Source organism: Paenibacillus sp. yr247, assembly GCF_900103825.1.
Taxonomy (GTDB): domain Bacteria; phylum Bacillota; class Bacilli; order Paenibacillales; family NBRC-103111; genus Paenibacillus_E.
The window spans coordinates 873,074-894,392 of sequence record NZ_FNIF01000001.1 but is presented as its reverse complement, the minus strand read 5'-3'; the positions used below and the strand labels follow the sequence as shown (position 1 = coordinate 894,392).

The 21,319-nt window shown below is 42.0% G+C and carries 27 protein-coding genes and 1 pseudogene; 5 read left to right on the top strand and 23 right to left on the bottom strand.

Annotated elements, in window-relative coordinates; all coding sequences use genetic code 11:
* Positions 1-7: 7 nt before the first annotated feature.
* Both BLT91_RS04235 and BLT91_RS04230 read right to left on the bottom strand, forming a co-directional pair.
* Positions 8-1,585, bottom strand: a complete 1,578-nt coding sequence (locus BLT91_RS04235; protein WP_090816937.1) for a spore germination protein — start codon at positions 1,583-1,585, stop codon at positions 8-10.
* 44 nt (positions 1,586-1,629) lie between these two features.
* The gene (locus BLT91_RS04230; RefSeq protein ID WP_090816934.1) at positions 1,630-1,953 is read right to left on the bottom strand and encodes an aldo/keto reductase; all 324 of its coding nucleotides are present in this window, start codon (positions 1,951-1,953) and stop codon (positions 1,630-1,632) included.
* Between the two features lie 181 nt (positions 1,954-2,134).
* On the opposite strand from BLT91_RS04230, the gene BLT91_RS04225 reads away from it, so the two are divergent.
* The gene (locus BLT91_RS04225; protein WP_090816931.1) at positions 2,135-3,628 is read left to right on the top strand and encodes a peptide MFS transporter; all 1,494 of its coding nucleotides are present in this window, start codon (positions 2,135-2,137) and stop codon (positions 3,626-3,628) included.
* 349 nt (positions 3,629-3,977) lie between these two features.
* On the opposite strand, the gene BLT91_RS04220 is transcribed toward BLT91_RS04225, so the two are convergent.
* Positions 3,978-4,181, bottom strand: coding sequence for a hypothetical protein (locus BLT91_RS04220; protein WP_090816928.1), 204 nt, complete (start codon positions 4,179-4,181; stop codon positions 3,978-3,980).
* Between the two features lie 212 nt (positions 4,182-4,393).
* Between BLT91_RS04220 and BLT91_RS31255 the strand changes: the two genes are divergently transcribed.
* The gene (locus tag BLT91_RS31255) at positions 4,394-4,558 is read left to right on the top strand and encodes a hypothetical protein (protein ID WP_175532071.1); all 165 of its coding nucleotides are present in this window, start codon (positions 4,394-4,396) and stop codon (positions 4,556-4,558) included.
* Between the two features lie 168 nt (positions 4,559-4,726).
* Here BLT91_RS31255 and BLT91_RS04215 read toward each other — a convergent pair whose 3' ends face one another.
* The 8 genes from BLT91_RS04215 to BLT91_RS04180 all read right to left on the bottom strand — a co-directional run bounded on the left by BLT91_RS04215 (position 4,727) and on the right by BLT91_RS04180 (position 12,665).
* Positions 4,727-5,281 carry a GNAT family N-acetyltransferase gene (locus BLT91_RS04215; RefSeq protein WP_090816925.1) on the bottom strand — a complete coding sequence of 185 codons (555 nt, stop codon included), beginning with the start codon at positions 5,279-5,281 and terminating at the stop codon, positions 4,727-4,729.
* Between the two features lie 197 nt (positions 5,282-5,478).
* The gene (locus BLT91_RS31250; RefSeq protein ID WP_090816922.1) at positions 5,479-5,682 is read right to left on the bottom strand and encodes a hypothetical protein; all 204 of its coding nucleotides are present in this window, start codon (positions 5,680-5,682) and stop codon (positions 5,479-5,481) included.
* 97 nt (positions 5,683-5,779) lie between these two features.
* Positions 5,780-6,580, bottom strand: a complete 801-nt coding sequence (locus tag BLT91_RS04205; protein ID WP_090816919.1) for a pyruvate, water dikinase regulatory protein — start codon at positions 6,578-6,580, stop codon at positions 5,780-5,782.
* A 13-nt stretch (positions 6,581-6,593) separates the two neighbouring features.
* Entirely contained in the window at positions 6,594-7,202 is a 609-nt protein-coding gene (locus BLT91_RS04200; protein ID WP_090816916.1) for a helix-turn-helix transcriptional regulator, read from the bottom strand.
* 80 nt (positions 7,203-7,282) lie between these two features.
* Positions 7,283-9,964, bottom strand: a complete 2,682-nt coding sequence (gene ppdK / locus BLT91_RS04195; protein WP_090817299.1) for a pyruvate, phosphate dikinase — start codon at positions 9,962-9,964, stop codon at positions 7,283-7,285.
* On the bottom strand, positions 9,964-10,140 hold the full coding sequence (locus BLT91_RS04190; RefSeq protein WP_090816913.1) for a GapA-binding peptide SR1P: 177 nt from the start codon (positions 10,138-10,140) through the stop codon (positions 9,964-9,966). Before BLT91_RS04190 ends, ppdK begins: the two co-directional genes overlap by 1 nt.
* Positions 10,119-11,174: a type I glyceraldehyde-3-phosphate dehydrogenase gene (gap, locus tag BLT91_RS04185; RefSeq protein WP_090816910.1), complete on the bottom strand. Its 1,056-nt coding sequence runs from the start codon at positions 11,172-11,174 to the stop codon at positions 10,119-10,121. Before gap ends, BLT91_RS04190 begins: the two co-directional genes overlap by 22 nt.
* Positions 11,175-11,585: 411 nt before the next feature.
* On the bottom strand, positions 11,586-12,665 hold the full coding sequence (locus BLT91_RS04180; RefSeq protein ID WP_090816907.1) for a glycoside hydrolase family 172 protein: 1,080 nt from the start codon (positions 12,663-12,665) through the stop codon (positions 11,586-11,588).
* A 209-nt stretch (positions 12,666-12,874) separates the two neighbouring features.
* On the opposite strand from BLT91_RS04180, the gene BLT91_RS04175 reads away from it, so the two are divergent.
* A complete protein-coding gene (locus tag BLT91_RS04175) occupies positions 12,875-13,501 on the top strand; it encodes a C40 family peptidase (protein WP_175532070.1) in 627 nt (208 codons plus the stop codon).
* Positions 13,502-13,556: 55 nt separating this feature from the next.
* Here BLT91_RS04175 and BLT91_RS04170 read toward each other — a convergent pair whose 3' ends face one another.
* Positions 13,557-14,480 carry a S66 peptidase family protein gene (locus BLT91_RS04170; RefSeq protein ID WP_090816902.1) on the bottom strand — a complete coding sequence of 308 codons (924 nt, stop codon included), beginning with the start codon at positions 14,478-14,480 and terminating at the stop codon, positions 13,557-13,559.
* 282 nt (positions 14,481-14,762) lie between these two features.
* Between BLT91_RS04170 and BLT91_RS04165 the strand changes: the two genes are divergently transcribed.
* Together BLT91_RS04165 and BLT91_RS04160 are read left to right on the top strand one after the other, a co-directional pair.
* Positions 14,763-14,999: a hypothetical protein gene (locus BLT91_RS04165; RefSeq protein WP_090816898.1), complete on the top strand. Its 237-nt coding sequence runs from the start codon at positions 14,763-14,765 to the stop codon at positions 14,997-14,999.
* A gap of 17 nt (positions 15,000-15,016) precedes the next feature.
* Entirely contained in the window at positions 15,017-15,391 is a 375-nt protein-coding gene (locus BLT91_RS04160; protein ID WP_090816895.1) for a hypothetical protein, read from the top strand.
* A 256-nt stretch (positions 15,392-15,647) separates the two neighbouring features.
* On the opposite strand, the pseudogene BLT91_RS32600 reads toward BLT91_RS04160, so the two are convergent.
* The 11 genes and pseudogenes from BLT91_RS32600 to BLT91_RS04110 form a co-directional block, all read right to left on the bottom strand.
* A pseudogene (locus BLT91_RS32600) lies at positions 15,648-15,740 on the bottom strand (GrpB family protein); the annotation flags it as partial.
* Positions 15,741-16,025: 285 nt separating this feature from the next.
* On the bottom strand, positions 16,026-16,250 hold the full coding sequence (locus BLT91_RS32250) for a hypothetical protein (protein WP_090816889.1): 225 nt from the start codon (positions 16,248-16,250) through the stop codon (positions 16,026-16,028).
* 1 nt (position 16,251) lies between these two features.
* Positions 16,252-16,359 carry a hypothetical protein gene (locus tag BLT91_RS33795; protein WP_368086772.1) on the bottom strand — a complete coding sequence of 36 codons (108 nt, stop codon included), beginning with the start codon at positions 16,357-16,359 and terminating at the stop codon, positions 16,252-16,254.
* A gap of 116 nt (positions 16,360-16,475) precedes the next feature.
* Positions 16,476-16,955, bottom strand: a complete 480-nt coding sequence (locus tag BLT91_RS04140; RefSeq protein WP_254776775.1) for an AAC(3) family N-acetyltransferase — start codon at positions 16,953-16,955, stop codon at positions 16,476-16,478.
* The gene (locus BLT91_RS32590) at positions 16,942-17,157 is read right to left on the bottom strand and encodes an AAC(3) family N-acetyltransferase (protein WP_254776774.1); all 216 of its coding nucleotides are present in this window, start codon (positions 17,155-17,157) and stop codon (positions 16,942-16,944) included. Before BLT91_RS32590 ends, BLT91_RS04140 begins: the two co-directional genes overlap by 14 nt.
* Before the next feature lie 26 nt (positions 17,158-17,183).
* A complete protein-coding gene (locus BLT91_RS04135; RefSeq protein WP_090816883.1) occupies positions 17,184-17,648 on the bottom strand; it encodes a YdeI/OmpD-associated family protein in 465 nt (154 codons plus the stop codon).
* 313 nt (positions 17,649-17,961) lie between these two features.
* Positions 17,962-18,159, bottom strand: a complete 198-nt coding sequence (locus BLT91_RS04130) for a hypothetical protein (RefSeq protein WP_090816880.1) — start codon at positions 18,157-18,159, stop codon at positions 17,962-17,964.
* 126 nt (positions 18,160-18,285) lie between these two features.
* Positions 18,286-18,546 carry a hypothetical protein gene (locus tag BLT91_RS04125; RefSeq protein ID WP_090816877.1) on the bottom strand — a complete coding sequence of 87 codons (261 nt, stop codon included), beginning with the start codon at positions 18,544-18,546 and terminating at the stop codon, positions 18,286-18,288.
* Positions 18,547-18,670: 124 nt separating this feature from the next.
* A complete protein-coding gene (locus tag BLT91_RS04120) occupies positions 18,671-19,060 on the bottom strand; it encodes a hypothetical protein (RefSeq protein ID WP_090816874.1) in 390 nt (129 codons plus the stop codon).
* 13 nt (positions 19,061-19,073) lie between these two features.
* A complete protein-coding gene (locus BLT91_RS04115; protein WP_090816871.1) occupies positions 19,074-20,117 on the bottom strand; it encodes a rod shape-determining protein in 1,044 nt (347 codons plus the stop codon).
* Positions 20,118-20,291: 174 nt separating this feature from the next.
* Positions 20,292-21,200: an S-layer homology domain-containing protein gene (locus tag BLT91_RS04110; RefSeq protein ID WP_090816868.1), complete on the bottom strand. Its 909-nt coding sequence runs from the start codon at positions 21,198-21,200 to the stop codon at positions 20,292-20,294.
* Positions 21,201-21,319 lie beyond the last annotated feature (119 nt).

Genomic DNA, 21,319 nt, shown 5'->3' with positions numbered 1-21,319 from the left:
TTTCCCGTTACTTTGGTTTTGGTGTTGGCGGATTGTTCTCGCGGACTACATTTTTTTGACTGATTAGCCTCGGACGTGAATACAACGCCCATTGCGGCAAACGGAAGATGGAATCTTTTTGATCTGCCAAATTAAAAGGACCAAACGGGCTTAAATAAGGGATGCCAAATGAACGTAAGCTGCACAGATGCAGAACAATAGCAATTAACCCTACAGTTATGCCGAATAAACCAAAAGAGGCTGCAAGCAGCATGACGGGAAAGCGAAGCATACGTACAGCGATCCCCATACTGAATGATGGAAAAACAAAGTTAGAGATGGCCGTTAAAGAAACAACAATAACCATCGATGGGGACACCAAACCAGCCTCTACCGCCGCTTGTCCTATTACCAAAGTTCCAACGATAGAAACGGCCTGTCCGATCGATTTGGGCAATCTTAGGCCCGCTTCTCTCAATATTTCAAATGTGACTTCCATCAATAATGCTTCGATAAACGCGGGAAAGGGAACGCCTTCTCGCGCAGCTATAAGGCCTATTAAGAGTTGAGGAGGAAGCAATTCCTGATGAAAGGTGGTGACAGCTATATAAAGCGAAGGTGCTAGTAAAGAAATGAAGAAGCATAAAAAACGCAGCATGCGAAGCAAAGTGGCAAAATCCGCACGCTGGTAATAGTCTTCGGAAGCTTGAAAAAATTGGGTAAATAAAGCTGGAACCGTCAAAACGAACGGAGTTCCATCGACAAATATAGCAACCCTTCCCTCTAGTACTTGGGAGGATATGGAATCAGGTCTCTCCGTATTATACACAGTTGGAAAAAATGTAAAGGTTTCGTCTTGGATCAACTCCTCAATATTTCCGCTTTCAAATATCGCATCAATATCAATACGACCCACCCTTCTACGAACTTCCTCCAAAACTTTATCAGTCACAATGCCATTCATGTACATAAGCGCAACTTCGGTCTTGCTAATTCTTCCAACTTGGATGGTTTCCATCCACAAATTAGGGTCTTTTATTCTCCGGCGAACAAGAGCTGTATTGGTGCGAATGTTTTCGGTGAAACCGTCCCGCGGACCCCTGACAACAGATTGAGCATTGGGTTCTTCTACATTGCGTTCGTTCCACTTCCGAGTGTTTAGAAGGAGTCCTTGTTCAGATCCTTGGAATAACATCGCCGTATCCCCGGACAATACGGATGTATAGAGCTGTTGAAGTTCCGTTACTACACTAATTTCACCGATACTTAAAGATTTTTTTTGTAATAGTTGTATCATCTGATCAGTCAAAATGTCGTTTGCCTCTAATTTGGCTTGACGGATCTCGATCATGACACTTTCCAACAAATGGGTCACGTCAGCTAAACCATCTGTATATATGATTGCCGACTCTATACTTGCAGCCTCACCAAGCTGAATTTCCCGTATAATAATGTCGGGGCTTGGACCAAATGTGCGTTTGATTTCCTCAAGACTTTGCTGGAGGCTCAGTTTTAGAGGCGTGATAATTTGTGTTTGTACAGGCTGTTGTTTCTTGTCGTTTGACTTTTTTAGCAATTTTTGCAATACATTTTTCAAATTACCCATATTTACTGTGCCTTTCTCCATCGTTTGTTGGTTAGGTTACCCAATTATTTGATTGTTATCCTCCTGGCTTCTAAGGTAAGATGATGCGTAAACTGGGCGCACCAAGAATAAAGGCACCTCTCTCGAGGCACCTTTTCCGACAAATATTGATAAGCTTTTTCACTTTTTATTAATTTAATTTGGCCCCTGATATGATCTCTCACCTTATCGTGGTAAAAGTTTTGAAGACGTTCCAACTCCTCTGTCCTAAACATTGGAACATGAATTGTACCGAGGTTATCTTCTATCTGACATTCGTTTTTGAATCCTGGAATCATACAGGTAATGTTCGGATTGTCCAGAACCCAGCGCATCGAGGCCTTTGCCATGTTTCCATGGCCTTCCTCAACCGTCTATACGCTCACACCGTAATGCCTTTTTATTGTATTAAAAGTTTATAACTCATTCATCATGGGAATATCTAACTACTGGGGATTCATTGTTTGATCAACTTCCAAAGCTGCCCAAAATGAGACTCTTAACGAGACTATATACAAAGGAGATTACTTTATGTCAGATGTAACAAAGCAGAAAATTGTCTCGAGTGTCCCTCAACAAGGTTTTTTAGGACACCCTAAGGGATTATTCACTCTATTCTTCACAGAGTTTTGGGAGCGTTTCTCCTATTATGGAATGAGAGCAATTCTTGTTTTCTATATGTATTATGAAATATCAAAAGGCGGACTGGGAATTGAAGAAAACACTGCTCTTGCCATTATGTCGATCTATGGGTCACTTGTATATATGTCCGGAATTATTGGCGGCTGGCTGTCAGATCGAATTTTCGGGAATTCAAAAGCTGTATTTTATGGTGGAATATTGATTATGCTAGGTCATATTGTTTTAGCAATACCAGGAAGCGTGACACTGTTCTTTGTTTCTATGTTCCTGATCGTGTTAGGTACTGGATTGCTAAAGCCTAATGTATCCAGCGTTGTAGGTGAAATTTATAGTGAAGAAGATAATCGACGTGATGCAGGATTTAGCATTTTCTATATGGGAATTAACCTTGGAGGATTCCTTGCTCCATTAATAATCGGAACAGTTGGGATGAAATATAATTTCCACTTAGGCTTTGGTATTGCTGCTATTGGTATGTTTCTAGGATTGGTAGTGTTTATTTTTACTAGGAAAAAAAATCTTGGTCTTGCCGGCACTTTTGTTGTAAATCCACTCTCACCAACTGAAAAGAAAAAAGTGTTAACTTGGATTAGTTTGGGTGCTGTTTTAATCATTGCTTTAATTGCTATTACAATTCCAATGGGTCTCCTTACATTTAAGACCTTTAAAGCTGTTATAGGAATTCTTGGGATTCTAATTCCAACCCTCTATTTCTTTGTCATGTACCGCAGTCCTAAAACAACAGCCATAGAGCGTTCAAGAATTATAGCTTATATTCCATTATTTATTGCTTCCGTTATGTTTTGGGCTATTGAAGAACAGGGATCAACTATCCTTGCCAATTATGCAGATCGGCGTACACAGTTAAATTTTGCTGGATTTCATATTTCACCTGCTTGGTTCCAATCGTTAAACCCGTTATTTATTATCATTTTCGCACCGTTATTTGCCTGGTTATGGGTAAAACTCGGAGATCGTCAGCCATCGGTCCCTAAAAAATTCTCTTTGGGCTTATTGTTTGCTGGCTTATCATTCCTTGTCATTCTTTTACCAGCATACTTTGGCGGCAAAAACTCATTGGTTAACCCACTATGGCTCGTACTTAGTTATTTCATTGTTGTGCTCGGGGAATTATGTTTATCTCCTGTAGGACTTTCTGCTACTACCAAATTAGCGCCTGCTGCCTTCTTGGCACAAACAATGAGTTTATGGTTCTTATCAAACGCTGCTGCCCAAGCAATTAATGCACAGATAGTTAAATTCTATACACCTAACACCGAAATGGCCTACTTCGGAGTCATTGGAGCAATTGCCTTGTTCCTTAGTTTGGTCCTCTACCTACTTACTCCAAAAATTCAGGGTTATATGAAGGGTGTACGATAGTGTCCAGGTACTTTAGCGCCACAACGGGCAGTCATCGGGTATTTATTGCTTCGATATGAGCGCTAGCGAAAAGGGCTGCCACATGACAGCCCTTTCAGTATCTCAATCGATCCCTTAAGTATTAACGTACTTTTCTTTTTCTACGGTGAAAAACGAACCATGCGATTCCGATGATACCGGCCGCGAGCAGTGCACTAAAAAAAATGATGTAGCTCAAGTGAAAAAGACTAATGTAACTCCCTCCTTATAAGAACAACTACACACATATAAGATGAATCGGAAACGCTAAATTATGTATGGTTGCCATTATTATGTATGAATAGCTGGTGGTTCTTCTTTTTCATGTCCTTCAAAACATTCTATTTGGCTCAGGAAAGCCATGAGAAGCGATTGAAATCATCCTCCATGAATCTTCCCCAGTCACTGAATCAAACTCACTATAAGCAGCATCCTCATGAATGTCACAGGCATGCAATTCATAGTCTACATTTCCAATTCGAAATGTCGCTTCTCCACCGCAATAAGAACATGTCGCCGAATTTACTTTTCCCATACAAATTATCACCCACCGTTCAAATCCGTCATATAATGATCAGAATGCCACCTTCCTGCCATTTCCATACTCAGAACTCATTCTTCGTTACTTTTTCTCGAGGCATCAACCATATCGTTTGATCATAAATTATTAATATAAATAAAGCGCTTCCGAGTCATTGATAAGGAGAATTTGTAGGAGACACATGTATAAATAAGGAGTTGATGTTCATGTTCAATCCAAAAGAATGGACCAAGCAGCTGGTAACCATTCATGGCAAAGTAAGAATCATCTACATCAACGAATACACTGGACTTCCAAAGCTTCGTTGTACTTTCACAAAAGAGCAGCAGAAAGCGCTAGAACGTGAACACAGAAAGTTATCACTTTCGTAAATAGATGGAATCGTAATCCGAGTGCGGTTTCTTCATCTGATAGGACGCTATTGAAGCGTTCTTTTTTCAGTTTGTCAGATAGGAACATTCTTTTTAGAAAATGAAAAGAACTCCTTCCGGAGTCCTCTTCGTATTCGTCAAAGCTCCTTTGCCACCTGGACAGAATCGTCATTTCACAAATTTATACATGTGTATTACGTCAATGTAACTATTGGGTCCAATTTTTATTTGCTTTATCCGTTTCCCTTCTTCGATAAAACCGAGATTTTTATAAAGTCTAATAGCATTCATATTTGTGGAGAAGACCTCGAGACCTATTTTTTCAATACTGGGGTGCTCTACTGCCCAATTAAGTAAAGAAATAAGGAGCATTTTCCCAATACCTCTACCCCTCCATTCATTCGAAATCATCATCCCAAATTCACCAATATGTGAGCGCCTTTCTAAGGATGGGGTATGAAAGATTATCCAACCAATAACTTCATTCTTAACTTCCGCAACAAGAAATAATTCTTTCGGGTTTTCTGATATCTTTTGAATGTTTTCTTGATAATGAAATTCTGTATTACGAAATTCATGAGAGGTGGTAATGACATATTCATTTTCCGCTATAACTGACCGCTGAATATTTAGTGCACTTAAAGCATCGTGATTATTAGCCGAACGGACGATTACAGTTTCGCCAGATTTCAATGTTGTCTCAATATTTTGTATAATAGCCATTTATTCTCCCTCCTAAAATAATGCCTCAAAATAATTATTATAGAAATTAAATATCTTGAAAACATCTTCAAGAATGAATCTATTTTCCGTCTTGGGATGGAGTACTTTCCATTCTAATGCCCGTCAACAACAAGACTGAACAAGCAAAAAAAGACTCACAGCAAAAGCTGAGAGTCTAATTTACATATTTTTTGGCGTTAGTAAGATGTCCACGCACCATGAAAAGCAGGTCCTGGAACACCCGTCGATTCCGTTGTCATACCAATTTCACCCCATAAACCTGCATATTTAATAAACGTCTGGCTGTTTAAAGGGTAGCTTAATTCACCAACGTTAATGACACTGTTTTTCGTATTCCATGCTGTTCCGGCAGAGGTTGAATCCGCAGGCAGGGGGCTCATTCTTGGGTGTTGAAAATATGTAAAAAAGCCTGATTTCTCAAGCTTTCTCAGATTTTATTATGTAGGATTAATCCATCCTGTTATTTAAGTCTCAGTATTACATGGCGTCCAATATGATGCCAGCCGTTTCCTCTATTGCTTTTTCAGTAACATCGATAACGGTACATCCAAGCTGCTTATATAAGCCGAATGCATATTCCAGCTCTTCCGCCACTCTTTCTAATGCAGAATATTTAGCGCCAAATGGCAGTCCTACTGCCTTCAGCCGTTCTGTACGGATCTTAACAAGCTGATCAGCGCTCATCGTCAAGCCGATCAATTTGCTTTTGTTAAGCGTAAACAAGCCTTGCGGCGGCTTTACTTCCGGCACTAACGGATAGTTGGCTACTTTATACCCTTTATGCGCCAAAAAAATACTTAGCGGTGTTTTCGACGTCCTTGAAACGCCTAAAAGAACAATATGGGCTTGTTTCAAAGCACTTGTGTCTTTACCGTCATCGCTTTTTACAGCAAACTCGATCGCTTCGACCCGTTTATAATACTCTTCGTCCATTTGGTGCAGCAATCCGGCTTTCCTTTTGGGAGAATCCTTGAAAGTATCAATGAAAGCTTGCATGACAGGACCTAGAATGTCTATGCTAGTCACATTTAAGCGAATAGCTTCTTGACGCATCATCTCTCTTAACTCCGGAAGAACAAGCGTGTAGACAACAAAACTGCCCAGTCGAGAAGCCTCCTCCATCATATTTCGGATTTCTTCCTCCGTACGCAAGCTTCCAAAACGCCTTATTTGAACTTGACTCGCGTTAAACTGACGAATTGTTGCTTGAACGACGGTGTTTGCCGTTTCCCCAACCGAGTCTGAGCAAACGAATATCGTATGGACTTTCTCCTCCACCCGTGAATCCCTCCTAATTCGCAGCTACTTCCAACAGTAGTTTGGTCATGGTTGTTTTTGTTATTCTTCCGATAACTTCATCCTGGTCTTGTTCAGAGTCCATTCTCACAACTGGCAGGCTGTCAACTTGATGGAAAATCATTTTTCGCGCCGCATCAATGATGTGGTCCTCTGGACTTACGGTAACGATATTCGGATGTCTCGTCATCACAAGACTAATTGGCATGGAAGGAGCACCAGCATTGCCTAACGTTACCTTTAACAAATCTTTTCTAGAGACAATACCAACTAATGCCCGATTAGCACTCACAATCATCAGAGTACCTACATTCTCTAGAAATAGAGAGACAACCGCATCATTCACCGTGGCTGTTTCTTGAAGGACGACAGGAACACCCATGACGTCCTTTACTTTAATTCCTTCAATCTTCTTGTAGGGTGATTCCTCATGCTCCAACGTTTTACCGAGGAAATAACCAACCTTAGGCTTTGCGTCCAGATATCCTAGCATGACTAGCAGAGCAAGGTCGGAACGAATGGTAGGACGAGCGATTCCAAGCATTTCTGCTAGGCTTTCTCCGGTAATCGGAGCATGTTTTTTTACGTGTTCAATGATTTCCATTTGGCGGGATGTAAGTTCTATCGTGTTTCCCTCCCTGAACTTTCATGATCCTCCCTATTTTAACCGATTTTCTCGCTGCATCAAATAGCTTGGGCTACTTTCCGCTCATCGAGAACACCATGTAGAATGAACGCTTGTGCTGCGGCTATTCGAGCTAAAGGAATTCGGTAAGGGGAACAGCTAACGTAATCCAATCCGGTCAAGTGGCAAAAGAAAATCGACTCTTTATCTCCGCCGTGCTCCCCGCATATGCCAGTTTTTAGAGACGGCTTAACGAGTCTTCCCGCATTTACGGCTAAGTCAATCAATTGTCCGACTCCTTCCGTATCTAGCACTTGAAACGGATTGTGCGGCAGAAGCTTTTGATCGACATAATGGGTTAGAAATTTCCCTTCTGCATCATCCCGGCTGTACCCAAACGTCATTTGCGTTAAGTCATTTGTGCCAAATGAGAAGAAATCGGCATGAGCCACAATTTGGCGCGCAGTCAGAGCGGCACGTGGTACCTCTATCATGGTCCCAACCTTGTACGGACAATCTCGAAGTTTGTCTTTGCCCAGCACTTGTTCCGCAACAAACTCAACAAGCTCTCTTAATATTTTCAGTTCATTGGCATGGCCTACGAGCGGAATCATAATTTCCGGAAGAACTCGGATGCCTCTGTCGATACAACCAGAAGCTGCGCGGAAAATAGCTTCTATCTGCATATCATAAATCTCCGGATATACAATTCCCAATCTGCAACCCCTCTGTCCTAGCATAGGGTTAGCCTCATGAAGAGCTTGCACTTTGCGGAGAAGGTGAGCTACCTCATCTCTTTCCATGTCTGATCCACCTTGATCATAAATCAGCTGTGCATGTCTTCTTTGCAGATCTTCGAGGTTGGGTAAAAACTCATGCAAAGGCGGGTCCAGCAACCGGATCGTTACCGGAAGACCGTCCATTTCCTCGAACATTCCTTCAAAATCCGACTGCTGCATGGGAAGCAGCTGCGCAAGTGCCAGCAAGCGTTCCTCCTTGTTATCCGCCAGAATCATTCGTTGAACAACAGGCAGACGAGTTGGTGAGAAAAACATATGCTCTGTTCGGCATAGCCCGATCCCTTCTGCTCCTAATTGTCTCGCGATTTTCGCATCGTGCGGATTATCCGCATTGGCGTAAACTTTCAGCGTACGAATATCATCTGCCCACTTCAGCATTACGAGAAGTTCATCCGTCATCCTGGCTTCATGTAAAGGCATGGCACCGATAATAACACGCCCGCTTGCGCCATCCAGAGTAATCCAATCACCTTCTTTTACGACCCTGCTTCCAGCAAACATCCGCTTCTCGTCAAGCACGATTCGGATGTCTTCGCAGCCGCATACGCAAGGTTTGCCCATTCCCCTTGCTACAACAGCGGCATGGCTCGTCATCCCTCCGCGGCTCGTGAGCACGCCTTCCGAAGCGATCACGCCATGAATATCTTCCGGCGTCGTTTCGTTTCTTGCTAGAATAACCGTCTTGCCGGCACGGCTCCATTCTGCAGCGGTGTCTGCGTCAAATACTAGCTGTCCAACCGCAGCGCCCGGCGAAGCAGGAAGTCCTTTTGCCAATACATCCTTTACTGCCTCTTCATCGATACCTCTGTGTAGAAGCTGATCAAGATGCGACACTTCGATTCGCTCAACAGCTTCCTGCTTAGACAATAAACCTTCATGGACCAAATCGACGGCAATCTTGAGCGCGGCTTGGGCGTTACGTTTACCATTTCGTGTTTGCAGCAGGTAAAGCTTATTATTTTCCACCGTAAACTCGATGTCTTGCATATCTTTGTAATGCTTTTCCAACTGCTTGGAAGCTTGGAACAACTGCTCGTAAATCTCGGGCATTTCGTTTTTCAGTGCAGCAATCGCCAGCGGCGTTCTTATACCTGCTACCACATCTTCCCCCTGTGCATTGATCAGGTATTCACCAAAAAAAGTATTCTCTCCCGTGGAAGGATTTCTCGTAAACACAACGCCTGTGCCGCAGTTGCCGCCCATGTTGCCAAATACCATGCTCTGCACGTTGACGGCTGTCCCCTGTTCATCCGGAATCCGATTTATTTTCCGGTAAATCTGAGCTCGTTGATTGTTCCAAGACTTGAATACGGCTTCAACGGCCATACGCAACTGCTCGTATACATGCTGTGGAAAAGCAAGGCCTGTTTTAGTCAGAATGCATTGTTTGTATTCTTCGATAAGCACCTTCCAGCCCCCAGCTGTAACATCCTGATCTTGCCTCACGCCTTCTTTCTCTTTCAAACGGTGCAGCAGCTGCTCGAAATGGTAGGCTTCAATGCCCAGTACCACGTTTCCAAACATCTGCATCAAACGACGGTAGCAGTCGTATGCAAATCTTTCATTGCTTGTAAGCGTTGCCAATCCCTGTACGGTAACATCGTTGAGACCGAGATTCAAAATCGTATCCATCATACCCGGCATCGAAGATACAGAACCGGAACGTACTGAAACGAGAAGCGGATTATTTGCATCTCCGAACGTTTGTCCCTTCTGTTTCTCTAACTGCTTGAGAGCTGCTGCGACTTGTTCAAGCAGTTCATCTGAGATCCGATTACCAACCTTAAAGAAAGCTAGGCAAGCCTCGGTCGTGATGGTGAAACCCGGTGGTACGGGAAGTCCGGCACGTGTCATCTCAGCGAGATTGGCTCCCTTTCCTCCCAGTAAAGCTTTCATTGAAGCATTTCCTTCTTGAAAGGGTACCACTTGTTTCTGTGTCATCATTTGTTTTCCTCCTTATTTTTTTCTATACATGTGATTGAATTACACAAACTATAAAATTTCTTATATCCGTCAGTTGGCAGCGTTGCAATCACTTCATTACACGATTTACAAATGATAACACCAAGATCATACCGATGAATGGCCGCCAATTTTACATGGTTTGTGTTAGACATTTCGCGTCCCCCTTTATTTGCGTACTTTCCGCACGAGAAATATAAGATACTAAATCAATGACTCGGTTTGCGTAACCCCACTCGTTGTCATACCATGCGAGCAGCTTAATTTGATCTTCCTGCGTCATAATACTAAGACCGTCAATGATAGCGGATTTGTCATTTCCAATATAATCTGCAGAAACTAGCGGCAATTCATTGTAGTCCACAAACGTTCCTATTTGCCCGGCAATCGCCTGTTTGATGGCAAGTTTTACTTCATCAACTTTTACTTTTCGGCCGACTACCACTTGAAGATCCAGCAGTGAAACGTCCTGTGTCGGCACACGAACGGAGACGCCTTGAATATGAGATGCGAGATGAGGAATAACATCGATAAGCGCCTTGCCCACTCCAGTCGAAGTCGGAATAATAGAATTCGTACATGCTCTGGCGCGACGAAGATCTTTATGCGGGTTATCCATATGATTTTGATCATTCGTGAAAGCATGCACCGTTGTCATCCACCCCTGTTTAACACTAAAAGCCTTATCTAGAATTTGTAAAATAGGTGCGATACAGTTGGTTGTACAGGAAGCTGCGGATAGTAAGCGATGCTGCTTGGGATCATACCGATCTTCATTCACTCCCATAACAACAGTCAGGTCCATGTTCGTACCCGGTGCAGTAATCAAAACCTTCTTTGCTCCAGCAAATAAATGTCGTTCAGCACCATGCCGATGATTGAACTTTCCGGTTGCATCTACGACCAATTCAACACCATAGTCCTCCCATGGCAGTAAATCGGGTTCTCTTTCACAGGTGACGAAAATCCGCTGTCCGTTAATCTTGATGAAGTTGTCATTTAACACTTCGATTTTCGCGTCCCATGTGCCATGAACCGAATCATATTTCAACAAATGGGCCAACATATGAATGGGGCTTGTTGAGTTGATTACTTTTACTTCGAAAACCTGTTGCTGTTCAGACAATGCTTTTCTCAAACACAGTCTACCTATTCGTCCTGTCCCACTAATTCCAACTCGCATCTCCATTCTCCTAACCCTTATTTAGTATGTCATAAATGTATCACATCAATATATAATGCACAATATATAATTTCATTAACATAACAAAATCGTTATTCGCCCTTGTCTTAGGACATAAAATTTATATAATACATCATATATACGTCGAATAAACTCATACTCGATAAGTATGAGTTTATTCGACATTATGGACTCGCACCGATGTAACAGTAGGGATTTCAATCGAAATAAGAAAGAATAGGAGACGTGTTTGGAACAGCTGCTTTCGTTTTCACCGGGATTACACTTGAAATCTTTATTAAAGGGGGGCAGAATTACCTGCCCCCCCATTTTATTTCTCTTTTATCAAGCCTTGCTTTTCCAAAACAGGCATACGCTCCACCAGCATAACTCTCTTTTTTCCTGTGAGCTGGCTTATTAAACGACCTCCAGATCGTCTCTCGTCCCCAGTTCTGGATTCGGACAATGCGGCTCAACTTGGTACCAGAAAGCTGTCGACGCAATATCGTCGCGCAGTGGATAATAACGCCCGTTCGAATGCCATCCAAGTGCTTGGATGGTGACCCGCAGATCGTCCTCAAACCGGATGGGATCCATGATATGCCAGCGGTACATACCGAAGCGCTGGTTCGCTTTGTACAAACCGTCGGGCTTTATGTGCTGGTGCATCCCGAGGAACGGTGTGGAATAAGTCACATACTGGCCGTTCATATCCCAGTTCCAGGCGCCTCCGAAATAGTCCTCTGTTCCCGTGCCGCAGATCGTAGGGAAATCTTGGTCGCCGTCGAGGTAAAATTTTATTTCTCCTTCTCCCCACCAATGGTTGCTGTTGACCTGCCAAGCTAAATATGTTCCGACGAATTGACCCTGTCCTTTTACACCGTCGAGAATCGTATGTACCTCCTTGAATTGGAGCGGATTGCTGCGTCGCCACTGTGCGTGAAAATACGCCATATCGGCTGGAACGTCGGTTAGTGTGTAATCGATCTGATAATAAAGAACCGAGCTTTCGGATCCAATGTTTTCCATCATGATTTTTGCCTTGCCGCGAAAAGGCATCTCCCAGTAGCTGTTGAAGCCGTTAGCTGGGTTAACCGATACCGGAAGCGAATTAACAAGGCTGCGCTCACACCAGCCGTTACAAAAAAAGTCGCCGACCGGCACACGCACGGAAGGCGTCTCCTCGTCGTCCCAATACAGGTTCAAAATCAGTGAGCGCCAGGTCTCCACAGGACACGTAAGCCAAATATGTTGGATGACGCCAGGGCCGTCAATTTCCGCCATTGTAAACGCGGTTCCGGCCTTTACCATGACCGAAGGCGAAATTTTCCATCCGGGGCCGAGATCACGGGCGCAATTCGCACCTGTCCCTTCCGCAGCCATGCCGCCCTTGCCCTTCTCACCTGTGAAGTTTTCCGGGCTGATGGAGCGCGACCTCGCATTCGAAATTCGTGCCAAGTTGCCTAGCCCCATCCCAATCCCATTAAATGCAGTCATATTCATGCCTCCTTATATAGGTTCAATATTTCAACGCAAAGTGATAGTCTCCTTTGCTTGTACCTCTATTGTAAATCTTATGTATGTAATCCTTTACATATTTTCGTTTCTGTAGCTCCCAACATATATCCATAATTTGTTTATATTCTCTATTTATTCATTTTGATAGAATGTTTATGAAACAACATAAAACTTCTAGGAGGAAATACATGAGAAAGATTGTTCTTTCAACAGTATTGGCTACAAGTCTATTATTCGGAGGAATTGCTACTGCAGCATCGTCAAATCAATACATTGCTACAGATTCTGACACGTTTTGGACCATTTCACAGAAGTTTAATGTTAAACTATCCGACCTTATTGCAACGAATCCACAAGTAAATCAGCAAAATATTTACGCAGGTGTTGTTATTAATCTTCCTGTTCAGGCTTCTAAAAAACAGAATTGGGAAGTAAAAGCAGATGCCATCATAGCTACAGGAATGAAACAGCTTGGAACTCCATATGTCTTTGGAGGTAACACGCCAAATGTAGCTTTTGACTGCTCAGGTTTTGTACAATATGCATTTAATCAAAACGGTTTTGACCTTCTTCATTCCGCCGTATTGTTAAGTCAATTAGGAACGCCTGTAGAGAAAAGCAATCTTCGTAAAGGAGACCTTGTATTTTTACAAGGGACTTATACGAGTGGTGTTTCCCATGTAGGAATCTATCTTGGAAATAACAAAGTTCTTCATGCAGGCACCATGGGGACGAGAGAAGTAAAAATTAGCACTTTTTTTGGTACCCCCTATTATGATTCGCATTACTGGGGTGCACGTCGTTTAATTAACTAAGAATGAAAAAAGCCGGTTTATACCGGCTTTTTTTCGTTCTGGACAACTGTACAAGTTAGGCTTTGACCGTTGGTTCAAGTACTGTGAGCGTGCTATTGTAAGTATCGAGGTTTACACTCGCTCCTATCGGGATTGCTGCTTTATAAGAGCCATGGGCTGTACTTAAGTTTGTCATAAGGGGCTTACCTAAAGGTAAAATTAAGTAGTTTATCAAATCATTATAAGAAGTAGAGTATGATATGGAGCAATTCGTACATTGCCCCATCACCACCCCGATACAATCTTGAAATTTACCCGCCATAATTAATTGAGTCAAATATCGGTATATCGCATTCGTGGGTTCATGTGTCTCTTCTAAAACCAAAATTTTTCCTGCGGTATCAACTTCGTATGGAGTCCCCAGTGTACCAATAAACGATGTCAGATTCCCTCCGATTATTGGACCGCTTACATTTCCTTTGACTAGGCTGGTCAGCTGCATGCCAGGTGGATTTTGAATCACTCTTGGACTTGTAAGGGTTGTTGTTGCTGAATAAAATTGGTTGAAATTATAAGCTGGTGTATTCGTGTTGAAATCGATTAATAATAGACTTTGAAAAGTAATTAAATCGGAAATTTGGTACAGGATATTTAATAGGATCGTAATGTCACTATATCCAGTTACAATTTTTGGATTGTTTTTAATAAATCTATAGTCCAGGTACGGCAAAATATCTTTGACCCCTGTCCCTCCTCTAGAAGGCAAGATCATTTTCACATTACGATTTTCAAACATACTCATAAGATCTCCTGCGCGTTGCTGAGCGGTTGAAGCAACAATACCTCCATAAGAATATACATATTTCCCCACAATTACCTTGTATCCCATATTTTCAAGTGTACTAATTCTTGAATCAATGATACTGGCGTCGAGTGGACTTCCTAAAGTTACAATTCCTATGGTATCCCCAATATTTAATTTCGGGGGTTTTATAGCCATAAATATGCCTCCTATTTAAGACATAGTATTTATACATGGATGACAATTTGTTATCTCTCTGTTGCCTTATATGCGCCAAACAAACAAATTATACGTCTTACTTTTCCACATAGGCACGCGGAACTTATCCAGAAAGTGATGACTGCGGATTCTTTTACAACTATTTAATTCAATGGACCCCAATCTTCATCATTAAAGGTTACAATACGACAACGGTTTTCGAGCGACATTGTAGTCCAAATCCGTTAATCTATGAAAAAAGATTCATAGGAGGGCTAATCTATGCTTCAAAACTTAGAACTATGTGCAACGGGTTTGTTAATTATTGGTATAATGTTTTATCTTTGTATAGATATAATCAAAAAGAACAAAATCATTAATCATCCAATTCATATACAAGAAGAGGAATCCATCAGAGTTATTTACCCGCAGTATATCGACTGCAGCCGGAACATTATTCATTCACTTCTTCCAAAAGATTATCTTTTTACGGAAGGGCATCTCAGTGAGATTCATTAATTTAAGGAGGCCGTACTGTGGCATACAAGGTAATCAGTGACGAAGAGTTGATGCTGCTGCTGTCCCCAAATAAAGAAAATGAACAATCAGAGAAGCCGAAGCTCACCATGAAATTATTATATGAGCTTATAAAGAAGCTTAAGCAAGAGAACATTATGCTTTCCAAGCGTGTAGACGAATTGGAACAGCAATTGGATTTGTTGCATCAGATTCGAGCAGAAGTGGCCACCACCCTAGAACTGCCGGTTCTCATCGAACCCGGAATACCAGCTGTGATGGAAGCAGATCTCGACTACGGCCTCCCGCAAACCATCCTAATCCCCCGATCCCAACGTCATCCTTCTCAAAATAAAAAGTCCTTTTGGGCCTTTTTGTTTCGTGTCAGTACCTGAATAAGTAGACTACATTATTAGTCATCTATTCTTTATTTCGGATATTTGAAACGATATGGTTCATCGCGGCGGCACGCCAGTTGTGATGGTTTTCACCACTTCTTACATACCATTTTATTACAAATGAAAAAGGAGCTTTGCCGCGAAGCTAGCTCCTCCACTATAATTCTCGGTTAATTCATTTCTGATTTCTCACTATCTTCAATATATTGTTTACAAAATTCGTTTTACCTAATTCCATCCACAAAGTATTTCACCCATCCCATGGAACAAATTCATCCTTTCTTCCAATGGCCTCTCTCCCCGTAAAACTCTAATTTTCTTGATGGAAATAACCCATTTTCTCTAAACCTTTAACTTGGCTCATAATTATCCCCCTCTCAAAACTTCTTATGGATGAGGCATCAATTCGATCGTATCTCGGTTTATAGCCCAAAAAACAAAGGGCAAGCATCCATTTATTAGTTTCACACATAGGTTGTTGTATCAAATTTAGGAGGAGATTGTTCAATGGGTTACACTCACCAACAACACCTTTATCCCAATCCGCACCATCCGTATATGCATCCACATATGCATCCATACATGCATCCGCATCACCCCCATCATCCGCACCCATACCATCATCCTGTAATTATTTATCCGGGATATCCATATCATCACCCGTATTACCACGGAATGCCTCATCATGGCATGCATGGTGGACATTGGCAGGGCGGTCACAGCCATCATGGAATGAATATGCATCATCATGATCAAAGTCATATGCATGATGGTTATAGAGGAAACGATCACAAGTGAATTTGCTACCGGAGTCGCGCGATTTTATTGTGTGACTCTTTTCTAACCGTATTGGCATTTTAACCATGCCTCATCACTTGCCGTTGATCCCGATACTCCTGCGGACTTACGCCTTCCCTCTCCTTGAATACACGGCTGAGATGCTTCGTATTCTCAAAATCAGCCATTTCGCATATATCGTCGCAGCTAAGGCGATCAAGCTGACGATCGGCAAGCACCATAAAGTAGTTAAGGCCTTACTCATAAGCCATCAAAACGCCGTCATTTTAGATTGAATCTGTTCTTATGCAACAAAATCCTCATCGGAATTATAAGCATAGTCATCAAACCATTTCCACACTCTTTTTTTGTCCTCTGTTATTGCAGCTCCAAATTTTTTTGTTGGCATTTTTTCATTTAATGCCTCAGCAAGATGAAAGCTTGTACAAGAACTAAAGCTGACACCTAACAAAAGTACCTTGGCATTTAATTCATACAATTTTCCTAAAGGAGAATTCATCCCAAATTGAGGGGATAGCTGATGATTATCTATAACCGTTTTTGCATATTTTCCACTTGCAGAAAAAGACACTTGCGGATGGGAGGACCGAAATGATTCTGGTAAAGTTCTAAATAACTCTGCAATTCGTCCCATCCCCCTTGTTGGCGTAAGATCTATATCAAAGGAAGGCATGCTTTCATATATCTTTTCTCTCCACTCCTTTGGAACTGGAGGATTATTCCATTCTGCTGGATCAGAAATTTCTCCGCTATGAGAGGGCATTACTAAGGTCGCTCTCCCCTACAGCTTGTTTAAGAGCCATTAATACAGCTTGAGCGCCTCCGCAAACCCACCCTAAGCTGGAAAGAGAAGAATGTACTAATAATATATCCCCATTTCTAACGCCAAGTTTTAATAAATCGTTATATAAAGAATCTACAGTATTCATATTTATGGTTAATTCAATTGTTCTTAGTTCACTCAATATACTCATCTCCATTAGCCGAAATACTATTTTAAGCTTAATCCCTCGGTCAACCTCTCTACCGCCTTCATAATTCGGGAACTGCGCGTTTCCGCCTTCTTTGCACCCTCTATCCAATCCACATATTCCTTACGTCGAGAATAAGACATCTGGTCAAAGTGGTTACGTGCCTGCTCTTGTACTTGCAAAGCAGAATTAAAGTCGTCAGGTATGGCTACCTCCCGTAATCCTTCATCCTTCTCCAACCAAACGGTTATTAGATCACCTGCAGTTGATCCTATCTCCTTACGTATATCACCGTTAACAACTAGAATATGGCGCTCATTTCCCTGGGCCATCAGTGAACTACGAAAGGGTACACCATTAATTTCTCCTTTTACCGGGACCCGACCCTTAATGCCAAACTTCTCCTCTACAGAAATAGGGCACTCCACATAGGTCCATGTTCCTGGGGCATCCGGTTGGTATAATTTAGCTTGAAATGTAATCATTTAAGACACCTCTATTTGAATTTTTCTTCAACAAGTTTCATATAATTACATAATATTTATTATGTAAACTTATTTCAATATCGACACTACGTTATTGAGAAAATAATTGGTCAATCTGTTCCTTTCCCCAAAGGCATTGCCAATCCCTGCATGATAAATATAAATTTCCAATTTATTCCTACGAAAAGAATCAGCCATCTCGTTTAAAAAGATGGCTGATTCTAGTTCAAGCGCAGTTATTTTGGAATTTGCACCGTTACGTTGTCAATCTGAACCGTCGCGTTATCGTCTAACCACATCTTCATGCGGAAGTCTACTTTAAGACTTCCGGAAGGAAGATCCGATCCGCTACCCCTGAGCCGTATAGCATATGACCCGGCGAATGCTCCAGCGGATTGGCATACCAACCATCAGGGGCAGCCGCACCCGTATTATGCCCGAAGTCACGTTCCGCTTCGAAAACACGGTTCGTATAATTCCCAGACACATGGATAGCAATCTGAGTCTCCAATCCATTGTAGATGCCTTCATAATCGCGTCTCCACTTTGCAGTACTTGCATGATGCCACCGGATCCGACCGTTAGGACATTGCTTTCTTGTACAACAGACCAGCTCGCATCTGTTGTCAAATTAATTTTAGTTATATGTAATCTTCAAACCTAACTCCTCTGCACGGGTTAGCGCTCCATCAGAAAATTTAGGCTTCTTATACTTTTCTTCAAATTCTTCTTTAGCTAGTGGGACCCAATTAAAATCTTTTTTCTGATATATCCATGTTTTGTTACCCCAATCGACATGTATGGTCCGATTCGCAACCTTTTTAACAACGCCTATCTCGATAATAACACCGGTTTTACCGAATATTTTGGCACAGTATTTGTTAAGCATTTCGTTCACAATGACACCCCATTTCTCTATACCTCATTCTCTATTCTCTTATAAAACACAGGTTAATGCAACTTTGCGACCAAACGTTCTACGCAAAAAAGACACCAATTATGGTGTCTATGATGCTTAACTTTTAACCAATGATATGGCTAGATCTTAGTGAACTTTTGATACTTGAGGCAATTTCAAAAGACTCTTCATCTACTTGAAATTCATCTCGAAAGGAATCGCCAAATATTTTATTGATGGCTTTGCTGAGTGAATGAGTGTCCAAATCCGTTAGATGTTTTGTCATATAAATAGTTAGGGTTCGGGTTTCACCGTCATACTCATCAGCAGGACCATCCATAGCTAATAGCTTAATGGGATCCCATGTATCAATATGGTGTTTCACGACCTCTATGATCGGTGTAGGGTCATAAGGAAGTGAGCTCAAATACGTATTTTCTTTGAAAATTTCCTTTTTGATACTCCAAAGCATATAATTCATTTTCGTTTGTTCAGATACTGCTCTAAATTTCAATGGAAAAGCCTCCTTATTGGACGCTTTCACGATCTTCGATTATCAGCTTGCTAGACCGCTCAATTATCGACCCATTGAAGTTTAGCATTTTCCCTGTACCTTCAGCAATACACTCCATCGGGTTCTCTGCAAGATGAACGGGAACGCCCAAGTCTTGCTGCAGGCGCTTATCCAATCCTTCCAGCAATGCGCCTCCGCCACATAACAGGATGCCCTGTTCCATCACGTCACCGGCTAGTTCCGGTGGACATTTCTCCATCGCCAGGCGTATGCATTCCACAATCGATTTTATAAAATCATCCAGAATCTCGAAAGTTTCACTTGATGAAATCGATATACTACGAGGTAAACCTTCCATGAGGTCACGCCCTCTGATGTCCATCCGAACCTCTTTCACAGGTTTTACAACTGCTGCGACATTCTTCTTGATGTCCTCGGCGGTCCGTTCTCCAATGACCATATTGTAAGTTTTCTTCACGTATTCCATAATATCCTGATCAATCGACATCCCTCCACGACGAACCGTCTCACTTACGACAATTCCTCCAAGAGAGATAATAGCTACTTGACTTGTCCCTCCGCCGATATCAAGGACCATACTTCCAATTGGCTCAGCAACAGGAAGACCAGCGCCCATAGCCGCAGCTAAAGGTTCCTCGATCGTGACGGATCTCCTTGCTCCTTTATGTACAATCATTTCTTCAACGGCTCGTTTTTGTACATTCGTTATCCCACAAGGTACGGATATCAGGACATGGAAGCTGCGGAACCAATGATAACTTCTTTTTATTTTGCCAATAAAATATTTAAGCATCGCTAAGGTCATATCAAAATTAGCAATAACGCCGTCCTTTAAGGGATAGATGACCTCCACATTAGCTGGCGTTCTTCCAATCATGTTATAGGCTTCTTGGCCAAAAGCTTTGATTTCCCCTGTATCCGTTTGAATGGCGACGACAGATGGCTCTTGCAGAACAATACCTTTTCTTTGTTGATAAATAAGTGTATTACAGGTGCCCAAATCAACACCAAACAGTTCTTCCAATCTCTTTAACATGACTCGCTCCTTCTCGCTGTTCAATAGACGGTGCCCATAGTAGCGTGTATATTAGTTGATTATGACTTAACTGCATCTTTATACTTGTTCGCATGCAGCGGCCATTCTCGGGGGGTATACGAAAAAGTGCTGCTCACCTTAATGGTAAGCAGCACACATAAATAAGCTATTAAATTAGTTTGCTACTGCTGATTCAGTAACTGCTTTATAAGCAGATGAAACGTAAGTTACGGCTTTCGCTTCCGTCATCACATCAGCATACATCGTGTCCGGTTTTGGATCTTGCAGGGTATACGTAATCACCGCTTGACCGTTTTGATCAAATCGAACGCTTTGAATGGCGATACTGTAACCTGGGTTTGGTTTTACGCCTCTGGACAGCGTTACTTTATTGACATCGTCGTTTACTTTTTCCACAGTTACAGCTACTTCTTCTACGGGTACTGGTGGTTTCTCAGTATGACTTTCCAAGACGCGAACTGCGTTATAAACCCACCTTGCTGCTTCGCCACGAGTGAGTTCAGCCTTCGGATTAAACTTGCCATCCTTGTCTAGCTGCTCAATTTTATAAAGCAGCAGTCGTTGTAAAGCGCCTTGATAATCGACTGTGATCTGATCCTCATCTTTGATTGGGATAACCATTTTCACTAATGGAAAATGTCCCTTCTTTTCCAAAGCACTCACGAGCAAATATCCAAATTGTTCACGAGTAATTGTAGCGTTCGGGTTAACATCCTTCGGTAGGTCCAAACCTTTGTAATGCGCAATAATAAAAGCATCCGCATACCAAGCATCATTCGGAACATTCGTATAAAAGTCAGTAGCTAACGGTTGTCTAAAAAAACGCAGCAGATCTAGGTTCAAATTCATGCCTTTTACAATCATTTGCACGCTTTGGGCATAGCTAATTTTTCCTTTTGGAACGAAATGGTCCTGATCTACCCCACTAACAATGCCACGTTCTTGTAAAGCAGACACCGCAGCTTCTTGTCCTTCCTCAACATCCTTAAAAGCGAAGGCCGTGCTAAAAGTCAAACTGCTTACAAGTGCTGTTGTTAAAGTTAAAGCTGCTAGTTTTTTCAAAGTTAGTACTCTCCTTTTAGTAGATTATCTTACTACATCCTCTTAACGTTACGTACGTGATAAATGTTTCAGTGGTAAAAAAAAAAGCCACAGGCTTCGCCCTTCGCCCCAGCTTATTT